Here is a 14,034-nt window from a genome sequence, read left to right on the forward strand (position 1 = left end):
AAGAAAAGCGTGAATTGAGCAGGAGGGTATTAGATACAAATTATGGCTTATAACACTTCCGATTCAACGAATAAATTTATATTGAAGAAAAACGGATTTACTTTGGAACGCGCCTCTGCCGAGCAGTGGGACGAGTTCGCCCTGGCCTGGCAGCCAGTGGCACCAGTTTATCCGGCTAGTTTTACGCAAAGTGGTAACATGACCACCTACCTCAACAGCAAAGGCCAAACCTGTTTTCCCCTGATAATGAAGAATGCCGAAGGCAAGTGCATCGCCGGAGGACTTTTTTCCGTCTATCAGGCTATGAAAATTTTCAAAATCGCCAAATGCAATCAAGGCCCAATGCTTGACTATACTGACGCCAAGTTAGTGGAAAATTTTTTTGCAGCCGTCAAAGACTTTTTTCGCCAGCAAGGGATAATTTTCTTATCGATCACCCCTAATTTGGAGTGCTCAGACGCTTTGCCCACGATAAATAGCCATCTCGCCACAGCCGGATTTGTCCATGACGGGTTTCAAAACAATTATATTAATGGTGTAGGCCGCTGGTTTTTTGTGAAAGATTTTACCGCGCTCAAAACCTCCGCCGAGCTTTGGGAAAGCTATACCGGTAAAGCCCGCAATCACATCTGCAAGGCTGAAAAATTTTCCGTTCACTGCGAAGAGGTAGCTGCCACCGATATTGCAGGGTTGAAGGTTTTCGCGGATTTAATCGATCGCACTGCCGAGCGGCGTAACTTTTCTTCTCGTTCGGTCGAATACTATAAGCAATTTCTACATTATTTCAATCAGGGACGTGCCAAAGCCATGATCGTTTTGGCCTATATTGATCCGGCCGAGTCTTTGAAAAACCTAGAGCAGCAGAAGGCCGATTTAGCTTTGCATTGCCAACAGCTTGAAGCCGAACTTGCCGCCGGAGCCGGCAAATATTTAGCCGGAGAGCTTAAATCGCGTCTGATCGAGCTTAAGGCTTATGACAAAAACATCGCCGCCGTCAATTCGCTCAAGCGTGCAAACACAACCCGAATATATCTTTCCGGCGCGACTTTCGTCACTTACAATGGGGAGATGACGTATTTATTCAGTGGTTCGTACGAAGAATATTTCGGTTTCTGCGCCGCACAGCTGATCCAACATTATGCTCAGACTAAAGCTCTAAGCTATGGTATCAACCGGTATAACTATTATGGAACTATGGGCAAACATTCCGGTCAATCAGACGAAGGAATTCTTAATTTCAAAAAGGGCTTCGGGGGGCGGCTGCTCGAACAACCGGGCAATTATTCGTTGATGGTTCGTCAGCCGTGGGGGTTTATCTACCGCCTGCGTCTGCGTCGGCGAAATAAACATTGATAGGGGGGGATCTTGCGTGCCTTTAGGCGTATTCACCTATGAATTTAATCATCTCCAATATATTCCAGTCATAAAGAGGATGTATGAAACCGGCTCCATCGACGAAATAAAAGCTTACGCCGGATTTTCGCAAATAGAACGCTTTCAACACGAGTTGGAAACGTTGCAGCGTTTCGGCTTGCACAAAGAATTAGATATTCGTCTTCCTGCGGGGCAAAAGCATGAGTCGGGGCTGAAGTCTACTGACGGCAAGGCGGAAGTTATTATCTCTGCATCTAACGCCAAAGTAAAAGAAACTTATCGTGATGAGCGCAACCGGAAGTGCTATCAGCGGACAATCCACAACGCTTTTGTTGAAAGTTTCGCCTATCGCACCGATAAAGTTTTGATCGGCGGACAATCAGGTGAGCAAACAGCTTCGCCGCGGTGTCTTAACTGCGGCGCGAGGCTGGACGCTGAAGGCGAGAACTATTTTTGTCCCTATTGCCGGACTCGCTATCAGGCAGAGGCTTATCACTACCTGCTGACGCGCTTCTTCATTGAAGGTGCGCTACGCAATATGCGCTATGTTTTTCTCGTGCTGCTGATACCCTTGGCTATCGCTATTTCTCAGGTAAAAGGACTAATAACTCAAGCACAGGTGAACTCCATTTCCACTTTTTTCGGAGTGGTCTTTTCCATTGTAATTATTTTGGCTATGCTCAGAAGTTTCGGAGCGTATTTTCGCCACAGCACGGTCATCCAAAAAATCCGGCAGCACGACCCCCGTTTTTCTGTCGAAATTTTTACCATGCGCCTCATTGATTTGCTGACCGGACAGCCTGAAACTGCGCTTGCGGCATGGGGCGTCCTGCATTCAGCTGGAAATGGTTCTGATCACGGCAGCGGCGGAGCAGGCGAATGTCCCATCGGGGTAATTTTTAAGAATGTTCAGCATTTGACGTTTCGTACATATCGGCATGATGGCGACTTGGAAATCGTTGAATGTGTTGGCAAGGTTGATGCCTTGTTCCTGTCTCGCGCCGGTAAACGCGTGCATATAGAGGAAAAGCGAAAAAAGATGTCGGTGTGTTTGGCCAGGCGATACGGGACAGTGACTCCGCTGCATTACATGCCGGATCAGTTTACCTGTGCCAATTGCGGTGCTCATCAGGTCGTCGAACAGGCCGGGGATCAAGTCTGCCGTTTCTGTCACACTCGTATTCCAATGGTCAATCTTGATTGGGTGCTCTGTACACAGGAAAAGCGGGTGATTTGAAAATCATCAAGGCTGTAGCTATCAGCTATGGATATCGCTACGGTTATCAGCTACGGTTATCAGCACGGTTACCGCGTGGGCGTGGGCATCCGTCCGTGTAAGCACCGCGCCAAAGCCGTCATACCACTGAGCAGCAAAGCGATGATTGCTGTCAAACGGTATGCGAAGTAAATCCTTTCACCGGTCGCCGGTAAAGGAGCCAACGAGGCAGCCTCATCACTCCCTGTTAATGCGCGGGTTAAGTGCCAAGACGGCAGTCCAATCAAACTGGCCGGCTGCGGACACGGTAAATCGTCACCCGGTTCGCCACCTTCACAGTCCACCGGCAAAAATGGGAAGTTCGGCTTGAGAGGCTTCTCCGGTGGCTTGATAGGCTGCTCCGGCGGTCCCGGTTGCGGATAAGGATTTGCAACAAAAATTGCAAACACCGTCATATCATCATTCACGACAGTTGAACCAGTAAATGTTGTTCCACCTTTGCCATCCGCAGCCGTATTCCATTCTTTAAAAACATAACCGTCCTTACTCGGTTCAGCTGGCATCGATTCCGTTGTCAGTTCATCACCATCAATTGAACTGGATTTTTGAACTCTAACATTCGCGTATAACCGATTATTGCTGATAAAACGCACTGCCACCAACTTTCTTCGCAGCACAAACGTGACCGTTTTCTGAGTTGGATCTGTTTCCTTTTTATGTGCCGCGATCTCGACCTTGGCTTTACCTGCCGGGCTGAAAGGATCAGACCCTTCCTCAACCCATTCATAGCCCTGTGGCGGCGCGATATTCGGCTCTACCAGATATTCACCGGGGGCCAAATAAGCAAAACCTTCGGCCAAATAACCTGCTGCGCCTGGGAGCAAAGTGGTTGTTTCGGTCTGTATCATTTTCTGAAGGGCAGCTTTAGTGGGCGGCTCCGGATCTTCAGCGGTCAAAAGCTTATTACTGATGAGCTTGTTGCTGATGAGTTTATTTTGGGTGTAAAGCGCGAACGGCTTACCTGTCTCAAACTTATTTTGCAAGTCCTTGTAACGCACCACCAACCGAGTCGGCTCCGGCCGAAAGGTGAGATAGTAATGCTTTTCAGTCACAAGATTGTCGTCCTTGTCGCGGACAACCCCATAATCATAATTACCGATTTTTTGGGTGTTCGTTGCGGTAAATTGCCCGCCGGCAGGGGTATCAATGTCGTTGCCGTAGTAAAGATAACCCGGTATAGAAGTGCCGGTCAGTTCCTGCATGGTTGGCCGCGGCACCGAGGTCTTCTTGGGATCCTGGTCAAAACTCAGAAGAGGCACAAAATAAGGGCTGAATGACTGATTGTTGGCAAATTTTATCCTGCTTATCACCTTTGCCGCTGTCAAATCCGGCAAATCCAGCCTTTTAAACGGTCTCGTGGAAAAATGGTCCGTTTCACCGGCACTGCGCTGGGGGATTTCACTTGAACCGGCGATATTCACTGCCCAGCGATAAAATAGATCGTCTACGAAATGGAATTGAGCTGAGCATAATGGTACCCACGCATGATACCCAGGTGCAGCTGCACTGCCTTCATAATTAAGGGATAGCCCCCCGAAGATAGCCTCATCATCTTTGCTCAAGTACATCGTCACATGGATAAAAGTTTGATTTTTTCTCATGTTGTATTTAATACTAATTTTTCGAGTTATATCGGAGCCGATTAGTCGGTTGTTTATTTCAAGCGTATACGGTATATTCCTTTTAGGAGCCTTATTATCGTCGAAATCCGTCGAGCCGTCCGGATACGTAAATTCGCGTGAGGATTTGTAAAGGCGTATTTCCCCATCACCGTCGTATACATCGTCTCTATCTACCCGCGGAATAAATATATAGATATCTATTCTGCCTGGCCTGTTCATATAGGGAATTAATAATTCTTCATTTTCTTCAGTGTCGCCCACACCTTTCCCGTTGACAACCCTAAATTCCTTACCAGCCGGCGTCGAAAATGTCTTTACAATACAGGGAAAAGGATAAGCAGATTTGGTTTTATTTTGTAACTCATTCACTTCCGCAGCGGTAATCACCTCAGGGAAAGGATTGGTGACATTTTTGTCGCCGGTACAATCGTAAATTTCTTCAGTTTCGGCATTAATCCCGACCGGGATCACGCAAAATGCCAAACTCAAAGTAAAAAGTAAAGCGAATAAAATATTTTTCCGGTTATATTTCATATATATTTTACCCCCGTCTGATTATACCCGAAAATTTAATATTTTTGATACTCCGAGGGAGCACGACCAATAATTTTTTTGAAACTGCGACTGAAATAGCTGAGGTCAGAATAGCCTACCGCAATGGCAACCTCGGAAACGCGGCGGCGGCTGTCTTCCAACATATAGGCGGCCACCTGCATTCGATAACGTATTAGATATTGCAAAACGGAGAGCGAAGTCTCCTCTTTGAAAACATGACTCAGGTGGCTTTCACTGATTTTTAAATGCCCCGCAATATCACTAATGCTCAAAGTTTCCACCGCATATTGCTCAGCTATATATGCCATCGCCGATCGCACAATTTCCCCACAGTTCGCCGCCTGCGGCAAATCGCTCAAGCAACGGTTAATCGCCCGGTTCCGGATTTTACTTCCGGCAATTTTTTGAATCAACGCCTCAATCTCCCCGTCATGAAACGGCTTAAGCAAGTAGTCTACTGCCCGAACCAGCAATGCTTTACGCGCATAGTTGAATTCGCTGTAGGCCGTCAGAATAATGATCGCCACTTCCGAGTCAATTTCACGGATTTTTTCTGCCATCGTCAGCCCGTCCATCAAAGGCATCTGTATGTCTGTAAGAACAATGTCGGCCGGTTCACGCTGAAATGCGGCAAGACCTTCGACCCCATTTTTAGCCTCCGCTTGAATAACGCAGCCGAGTGAAAGCCAATCAATTCCATTGACAATTCCCCGCCGAACCAAAGTTTCATCTTCAACTACCAAAACTCGCAACATATTTTTCCCCACTTAGTCTCACTCACCACCGCATTTTTCGTCCGCTCCACCGACTGATCAAGGCGAATTTTCTTCTTTCATCCCATTGTGGAACTGATCAACAGGTTCGTTTCGCGGAACGGTAAACACAATTTCCGCACCATGGGGCAGACGATTGCCAATGTGCAAACCGGCCGCCTGACCGTAATGCAAACGTAAAATTGCGTCCACATTGTAAAGCCCTAAATGCCCCGTTCGCTCGGCGCGACGGCTCTGATAAAATTCGGCCAACTTTTCCGGCGAAAAGCCTTCACCCGTATCCGCAACCGTAATTTTTAAATTTTGAGTCGTAACTTCTGCTTTAATTATCACCGTTCCTTCATCACGATTTTTCAGGCCGTGCAGCAAAGAGTTTTCGACTAGTGGTTGCAAAATAAGCTTAGGTACAATTAAATTCATAGCCTCATCTTCTATCTTAAGTTCAAGGTGAAACTGATTTTCAAAGCGAATATTTTGTATTTCCAAATAATTCTCAACCAAAGCGATTTCTTTGGCTAATGGTACGAATTCTTCGCCCGAGATGCTGCTGCGGAGGATGTAAGCAAGGTCTGTCGCGATGGTGCTGATATCGGGGGCATGGTTGATTTTGCCCAACCATTTTACTGTATCCAACGTATTGTACAGGAAATGCGGATTTAGCTGCGATTGCATCATGCGAATGCGAGTATCGTTAAGGCGTTTTTCCTGCTGCACACTCCGTTCTAAAGTTGTTGCCAGCTCAGCGGTCATCAGGTTAAATCGACTGCCCAGTTGTGCCACTTCATCGGTTCCGCTAACCTCCACCCGCGCCGACCAGTCACCGTTTTCTACCAACTTCATCTGTTCATTAAGTCGCGCTATCGGCCGGGCAAACTGCCGGCTGAATCGCCAAGCCGCAGCTAGGCACAGCAAAATACTCAAACAAATCACGATGCCTGTGGCCAAGCGCAGCTGTGGCACCACTTTGCCGCTGAAAGATTCATCGGAAAGCAGGGCCAAATAAAGTTTATGTCCGGGCAAATATTCAAAATAGCCCCCCGTTTCGGCTATCCAGTCCGCAGCCCGACCGGCCGTGGCCGCCTGCCGTAATTCATACAGCGACTTAGCCCGGGTGAAACCGGTCGCCGCTCCTTGCTCAGCTCGCTCACACAAAATATTCCGCTTGTCCGCAGAGGCTGCCGGTGCAATTTTACCGATATGTCCAGCCTTCACCACGCAAGCCACCGGTTCCCAAAATTCGTCCAAGACCAGTAGACGGCTATGTGGCAAAATAGTCGGCTCTAGCAGTTCCTCTAAGTCTTGCCGGCGCAATTCGGCAACGGCAAAACCGACCGGTTGATCGTCATTGCCACGCAAAGCTACCGCCAACCGCAAACAAATCGTAGCCGACTCACGCTCAGCCCAACCGGCATGATCTACATCAACGTAACTCCCCCGCTTCCCTTCACGAACGATATTCAGCGGCTGCGCATTGCGTATGACAACTTGCTCGGACTTGACAGCCACGGCTAAAATTCCCCAATTTTTCGACAACACATCCGCATCTTCACCGTCTTTCAGCGACCGCTCCGTTCGCCGCGACAATTTATTCTCCTGCTCATTTCGCCCAATCTCGCTGCCGTCAACATTTAACAAACGATACCTCCCGGGCAACGACTCCCTATCCGCAAAAACTGCAAAAATCGCCGCCGCGTCTTGCGTCTGTTCCTGTGACACCTGCTGCGATTGCTGCTGTGCCTTCAGTTGCTGTCCATTTCTCGCCGCTCCTAGCCTTAGCTCACGGTTCTGTAATGCCTCACTCAGCGACGTGCTGCGTTTCATCGTCTCCATTTTTTCGCGCATACCATCCAACGCCGGGACAAGCCGGCCACGGGCAGCTGCCAGTTGCGCAGTTGTGTTGGATTTTGCATAATTCAGTGTCGCTAGCCGAAAATCGCTCAGCAAAAAAATCAGACTGAGCACCAACGGCAAGAAACCGGTCACCATAAATGCCAGTAAAAACTTGCGGCGTAATTTTACCCCATGCTTTATGCTCATTTTTCTGCCACCCGTCCGGCAATCGACCGCCACAATTTAGCCACCAACCGCTGTTGAGAGGCGGCCTGCTGAATATCATAGCCGCGCAGCTTAAGTTCCCGATACGACGGCCTGCCTGCCGGGTCCGGCAAAGCCTTGCGCACCGTCCGCCGCCGTGCATTTTCAGTAAGATACCTCTGCACCGGCAAAGAACTTAAGTAATCAATAAATTTTGCGGCCGCAGCAGCATGAGCTGAGTTTTTAACGATTGCGCTTCCATCCGGCACCACCGTAGTACCATCAGGTGGATAAAAAATCTGGATATCTTTATTTCGCGCTTGCAGCTCATAAGCCGCCGCTTCCGAAAGGATGCCGAGCGCCTTCTCATCAGAGGCCACGGCTTCGCCTACCGCCGCTTCCGAATCGTACAACTTCCCTTTCAAATTTAAAAGCAGCGCCGCAATATTTTTTTCATATTTTTCCGAATTGATAGCCAGAAAAGTCTGCAGCACCGTATAATATATCGCGCAGTTCATCGGATCCCCCATGGCGATCCGCCCCTTAAAAGCCGGATTCAGTAAGTCGTTCCAACCGAAAAGCTCTGTCAGGCCGACAAGGCGGGGATTATAGACAAAAACGAGAGGATTTATCAAAAATGGCGTAACTATTTTTTCGTAAGGCTTACTGTGCAACAAAAAATTCAATGTTTCCGGCGTTTCATAAACGGCAAAAAATTCCTTGTAAGCCAGTAAAGTATCAACTCCACCGCCGAACATGACATCCGCCGTCGGAGTGGGAGCTTCCGCTTTGATGCGCTCTAGCAGGTCAATGGCTTCCCCTTCAACCGGTTCCACCCAAATGCCGGTTTTATATTGAAATTCTTTGATTATAGGAGCGTAAATCGATGCCGGATAGGAGGTATAAACAGTCAAACTGTCGACCGGATGAGGCACGTCCGAAACAGCAATATGCCCACTCAAACTGCCGCAAGCCGTTAGCAGACACGTCCAGAGACACAGCCAAAACTTTAACCGTAACGAGCGTTTCATACACCCTCCCTCTGCTAATGAAGTATATACTTAATATTATACAGCAACACAGAACAATACAACAAAGTCCGGCCGCGACAAATTGCCCGACCGGACTCTGAACATAGGTGACTTATCTTTAATTCACCGATAATTCGCCCAAAGTAATGCGGCGCCCGTTTTGCCGGCTGAACAGACAGACCCGACTACCAACTATATCAAAATTAACTTTGCTACCGATTTCATACAAAATACCGCCGAACACAACCGCCGTCAATAAGAAATTGCCAACCCGAATAATAACAGTTGTTTCCATACCGGTAGGCATCGCGCTGTACACCTCGCCGGTAAGCTTGCCATCCGGATTGAGCTTAATTTGCTCCGGTCTTACGCCGATAACGAAATCTTCCCGGGTCACCTCAGTCGGCGACGTAACCGTCGGCTCTTCCACCATAGCGATGTTATATTTAAACAAAGTATCTTTGTTACCTTTCGCCACATAACCTTTACGGGCAGCTTTTTCACTTAATTTTGCTTTTTTTGCCGCCTCCGCGCGATCATACTCGGCATACCAGGCCTCAAGATCAAGCGGTTCAACCGGAGTGAAACACATCTTCCGTCCCGCCCAAGCTTCCAAGGCCAGCTTGCCGTCAGCAGATACTTTACCTTTGGCTTCAATAAGGTTGATTGACGGATTGCCGACGAAATCAGCGGCGAAAATGTTTTCCGGATAATTATAGACATTCAGGGGCACATCGTATTGCTGTAAATTACCGTTTTCAATAAGGCAAATTTTTGAGGCCAAGGTCATCGCTTCCATCTGGTCATGTGTCACATAAATGAAAGTCGAGCCGGTTTCAAGATGCAAACGTTGGAGTTCTGAACGCATTTCCAGCCGCAATTTGGCATCAAGATTGGAAAGAGGTTCGTCCATAAATAAAACTTTCGGTTCTGGAGCCAAAGTACGGGCAATTGCCACGCGCTGTTGTTGACCGCCGGACAATTCAGCCGGATAGCGTTCCATGAACATACCGATTTTGACGATTCGTGCGACCCGGCGCACGGTCAAATCTATTTCTTCTTTGGTCAGTTTGCGCGTCTCGGTAACCGGCTTGCCATCTTTTAGGCAACAGAAATCCTCCGTCCATGTATACCCAGCTGCCGCGGCCTTGTTTTTTTCCGCTTGCAAATCAGCTTCCAAACGGGTCAATCTGGTTGCTGCTGCAGCTCGGACATCATTTTCCTCATGCAGTTTGTAACTCCACAGTTCTTTGGCGGCCGACATAGAAATCTCATACTTGTCGATCAAACGGATCAAGGCCCGTTTTTGATCAACCCGGCCGCGATTGTCCGCGCTTTCCAAGATGATATCACGGATTTCTTCCGGTTTGGCCAAGGCCTTAATCAGGCCGCTCAGCCGTACCGCCGTCATATTGCGCACCGGCAACTCCTCTTTGACATTTTTCAGACCAAAAGAAATATTGTCGTACACCGTCATATTTGGCCACAACGCGTAGTTTTGGAACAAGAATCCAACCTTGCGTTTGTTAGCCGGAATATTGATACCGGCAGCTGAGTCAAAAACGACCGTATCACCAATGGTTATCCGCCCTTCGGTAGGGGTCTCCAAACCCGCAATCATGCGCAAAGTGGTGGTTTTGCCGCAGCCGGAAGGTCCCAGCAGCGTGACAAAAGCATTGTCCTCGATAACCATGCTCAAATCGTCCACGGCATAAAAGTTTTTCCAATGTTTAGTTATGTTGGTCAGTTCAATTCTCGGCATTGCCTTATCCTCCTATACCCTTGTCCAAGCTTGTTCTCGTAGCTTTGTTGACCAAGGAGTTTACAATTAAAATAGTTATGATCAATATTAAATTGATTCCACTTGAAAATGCGTAAAGTCCCATCTCGTCAAAATAGTCAAGTGTCGTCGACAGAATAAATCCTTGTACGCAGAGCAGCATGAACAAAGATAATTCACGCAAACAAGTCATGAACGGCAGCATGAAACCGTTGATGATCGATGATTTTTGAATTGGAATAATAATTTTTATCATCCGCTTAAACCACGGAACATCTTGAATAATTGCCGCTTCTTCAATTTCGCCCGAAAGCTGTAACATTGAATTTAGCGCACTACGGCTGGCGAACGGAATGTACTTGATTGTACCGGCAAGGATCAGCAAAGTATAGGTATTAAAAAGGTTGACATGCCGATTGGAAAACAAAATGAAGAACGCTGCGCCAACCGCAATTGACGGCATCAAATAGGGCAGGAAAGCCACCGAATTGACGTAATTGGCCCATTTGCTGCGCCTTTTTTTCGCTACCGCATAGCCGATCATGGTACCTATACTACCGGCAATGAGCGAGCAGCAGATCGCAAGCCACAAAGTACCTTTGAAAGCTTGCCATATCGTGTCATTGTACAAGATACCCGACTGGCCAAACATCGCGCTGTTACCGGCAGCCGCTGTCCACCATTTGAAAGTCAAATTGGCCGTGTCGCCCGTGTACAGGAATGAATAGTCGCCAGGATTCGGCAGTAAAGTTTCAAATCCGAAAGAAATAATCGGAAACACGCCGGTAAAGAAAGTAAGTACAACGATGACAGTGGCCGACAAATAACGACCGACTCTGCCCAAATTAATTTTGGAAGATTGCCCCGATTTTCCCGTGACCGTCGTATAATTTTTGCGCGACCGCAGAGAAAGAACATTCAGCAGCATAATTGCTACGCCGAAGACCATCATAACTATCGCTAAAACACCCGCTTCACCGGGATAACGCGAATTCATCGAAACATATTTAGTCGCCAACGTGGTTAAATTCAGGTAATGCGGCACTGGATACGATCCCATAGCAGAGCCAAAAACCAGCAAAACGGTAGATAAAATCGCCGGTTTGATCATCGGCAAAGTTATCTTGGTCATAATCTTCCACTTAGGCGTGTCTAGAATCGTTGCTGCCTCTTCCAAATTAGCATCCATATTGCGGAAAATACCACCAATCAGAATGTAAGCAAACGGCGCATAATGCAATCCCAAAACAACGATCGACGGGAAAAGACCGGTACACCACCAGAGCGGCATTTCTACGCCAAAAAGCGCTGCCATCAAACCGTTCGACGTTCCCGTAACCGCGTTGGAATTAAATAAATTTTGCCATACGTTAGCCAAAGTCCATTGCGGCATGATATAGGGGAAGATGAATATGGCACTGATGTATTTGCGGAAAGCCATATTGGTCCGAGTGATGAAAAAGGCCACCAGCCCACCAAAAATAATGGCGAAAGCACAGGTTCCGATAGCTAAAAACAAGGTGTTCAATAGGGGTTCCCAAAGGTTCATTTTTGCCAAAGGCCCGGTGAACAAATCGATATAGCTGACCAGAGTATAGCCGAAGTCCCGCCCCGTCAGGTGAGCGTCAATCGTGCCAGGATGAATTTTTATCGTATCTTCGATGATAGCTATGATCGGAGCTACTGTGGTGACTGTCAAAACCGCCCCGAGCAACAGCAGGATTATATTGTACGGTTCTCGCAGATAAGTCTTAAGCTTGTTATAAACCAGTGTTTTTTTGCTTACGGGTAATGCTTGTAATGTATTCATTTAAATCTCCTTCTCTGTCCGGTTATCGCATTACCGATGGTCGCGTTCCGGCGGCGGGCAGGCTGTAAGCATTGAGAAGAAAAACACCCGAGAGTGCGGCCTCCGGGTGTTTTCCCTAAAACTCAAGCCGTTGAGCCGTCGTTAGCCGAAGCGGCAGAACTGTTCTTCGTATTATTTTTTGCCGGCATTGTAACGACTGAGTGTTTCAATCCAGCTTCCTACGGTATATGCCACAGAAGCGCAGTATTCCGGATCTTCCAGAACCAACTTGCCTTCCTTCGTCCACCACTCATAGCCACGGTCGTTTTTAGCATCAAATTTATTGGTGCCATCTACATAGCCACCTTTGGAGTGATTAAATTTCTTTTCCGTTTCAGCATAAACTTTCGGGTTGGAAGAATAACCGCCCATGTCTTTGCCCCAAGCCGCGAAACCCTCAGCTGTGCAAGTAATGTAGGCGTTAAAAGCACATGCTGTCCACGGTAACGGGCTGTTATTTGTTACAAAGAGATAATGATCATAGCCGTAGCCGCCGAAGCCTTTAAAGCCCTTTTCGTAGGCAGGAATCGTAACGTTGTTGACCGATACAGAAGCTGACTCTTCAACACTGCGCAATTTCGAATAAACGATTAGGCCAAATTGATCCTTAGCCGATTTATCGACCAGAATATTGCAGATCGGACCGTCGTCGGTTTGGGCGCTGTAGGAACCGACCCAGAGTTTAATCCAAGCCAAAGCGTATTTGCCGTTTTCACCCAAGTTAAAGTTCTTGGCAACAGCTTCCATTTCTTTAACGGTAGGTTCAAAATAGCTTTTTTCTTCGCTGCTTAAAGCGTCATAAGCATCTTTCAAGCAGGTCGCATATTCTTCTTTGGTCAGCATGTAAAGGAAGTTTTTGCCGACGATTTCCGAGTCGATATCCATGTAAAGTCCATGCTCGTCTTTTTTGACAAAATCCCAAACATTCTTATATTTCTTGCTGCCCGCGTTGTTGGCCATAAAAACTTTATTCAGGGTTTGCAAGGAAAGATAGCCTTTATATTCTTCCGGTTTCGTTCCCTTCGCTTCGGCCCATTCTTTAGGAATAAAGGTGTCGAGGATGCCCGGTTTAACCATTTTGGTGGTAATTTGGTTGCCATCTTGAATCAGAGTCATCGCAAAAGTACCAACTTCTTTGAGTGAATCGGCGGTTAGCTGATCGAAAATCTTGTTATTCTTCGGTTGTTGCCATTCAAATTCCATGGTGTACTTAGGATCAATTGTTTGAAGATATTTAATGAAAAGTGGCAATGAGGTTTTGCCACGGCTGGAATTGCCAAGGCCGTAGAACTTCTTGCCATTCGATTCCTCGATCGCCTTTTTGGCCAGCTGTTCCATGGTCATTCCTTGAGCTTCTTTAATAATCTTTTGAGTAGCCGACATCGCGCCGCCCTTTTTATCTGCGGCTCCGGCTTTTTCGCCTTGTCCGGCCGGTGCTCCACCGCAAGCGACTAAGGATAAGGTTAAGCCCAGACATACTAAACTTGCCAAAATCTTTTTCATAACATCCTCCTATAATCTTGTGAAATTACATAAATTTCTTATAGTTCAAGTATATATTTTGTGCATATTAACCGTCATTGTCTGTTCCTGCAATTCTTGGTAAAAAACTGCAATGTTTTATCAATCGCCCAAATTTCCGCTTTTCTTTACGTCACTATTAGTTGAAATTGACAAAAGTATGCCGTTCAAGGGCTTAAACTTCCCCTCGCGGCCGGAGAGTATGCCGCTCGATAGGCT

9 protein-coding genes are annotated in these 14,034 nt (G+C 47.2%); 2 read left to right on the plus strand and 7 right to left on the minus strand.

Annotation, left to right across the window (positions count from 1 at the left end; translation table 11 throughout):
* The first annotated feature begins 42 nt into the window (after nucleotides 1–42).
* Together HMPREF0868_RS06755 and HMPREF0868_RS06760 are read left to right on the plus strand one after the other, a co-directional pair.
* Complete coding sequence (locus HMPREF0868_RS06755; RefSeq protein ID WP_012993987.1) at nucleotides 43–1,353, plus strand: lipid II:glycine glycyltransferase FemX; 1,311 nt, start codon at nucleotides 43–45, stop codon at nucleotides 1,351–1,353.
* Between the two features lie 16 nt (nucleotides 1,354–1,369).
* On the plus strand, nucleotides 1,370–2,611 hold the full coding sequence (locus HMPREF0868_RS06760) for a hypothetical protein (protein WP_012993988.1): 1,242 nt from the start codon (nucleotides 1,370–1,372) through the stop codon (nucleotides 2,609–2,611).
* Nucleotides 2,612–2,679: 68 nt separating this feature from the next.
* Here the strand turns inward: HMPREF0868_RS06760 and HMPREF0868_RS06765 are convergent, their stop codons facing one another.
* From HMPREF0868_RS06765 to HMPREF0868_RS06795, 7 genes are all read right to left on the minus strand, one after another.
* Nucleotides 2,680–4,806, minus strand: coding sequence for an InlB B-repeat-containing protein (locus HMPREF0868_RS06765; protein WP_012993989.1), 2,127 nt, complete (start codon nucleotides 4,804–4,806; stop codon nucleotides 2,680–2,682).
* A 35-nt stretch (nucleotides 4,807–4,841) separates the two neighbouring features.
* Nucleotides 4,842–5,582 carry a response regulator transcription factor gene (locus HMPREF0868_RS06770; protein ID WP_012993990.1) on the minus strand — a complete coding sequence of 247 codons (741 nt, stop codon included), beginning with the start codon at nucleotides 5,580–5,582 and terminating at the stop codon, nucleotides 4,842–4,844.
* Nucleotides 5,583–5,639: 57 nt separating this feature from the next.
* Entirely contained in the window at nucleotides 5,640–7,637 is a 1,998-nt protein-coding gene (locus tag HMPREF0868_RS08095; RefSeq protein WP_012993991.1) for a sensor histidine kinase, read from the minus strand.
* Complete coding sequence (locus tag HMPREF0868_RS06780; protein ID WP_012993992.1) at nucleotides 7,634–8,665, minus strand: ABC transporter substrate-binding protein; 1,032 nt, start codon at nucleotides 8,663–8,665, stop codon at nucleotides 7,634–7,636. Before HMPREF0868_RS06780 ends, HMPREF0868_RS08095 begins: the two co-directional genes overlap by 4 nt.
* A 118-nt stretch (nucleotides 8,666–8,783) precedes the next feature.
* Nucleotides 8,784–10,427, minus strand: a complete 1,644-nt coding sequence (locus HMPREF0868_RS06785) for an ABC transporter ATP-binding protein (RefSeq protein WP_012993993.1) — start codon at nucleotides 10,425–10,427, stop codon at nucleotides 8,784–8,786.
* A 4-nt stretch (nucleotides 10,428–10,431) separates the two neighbouring features.
* The gene (locus tag HMPREF0868_RS06790) at nucleotides 10,432–12,255 is read right to left on the minus strand and encodes an ABC transporter permease (protein WP_012993994.1); all 1,824 of its coding nucleotides are present in this window, start codon (nucleotides 12,253–12,255) and stop codon (nucleotides 10,432–10,434) included.
* 171 nt (nucleotides 12,256–12,426) lie between these two features.
* Nucleotides 12,427–13,797, minus strand: a complete 1,371-nt coding sequence (locus tag HMPREF0868_RS06795) for a hypothetical protein (RefSeq protein WP_012993995.1) — start codon at nucleotides 13,795–13,797, stop codon at nucleotides 12,427–12,429.
* Between the last annotated feature and the right edge of the window lie 237 nt (nucleotides 13,798–14,034).

Source organism: Mageeibacillus indolicus UPII9-5, assembly GCF_000025225.2.
Classification (GTDB): domain Bacteria; phylum Bacillota; class Clostridia; order Saccharofermentanales; family Fastidiosipilaceae; genus Mageeibacillus; species Mageeibacillus indolicus.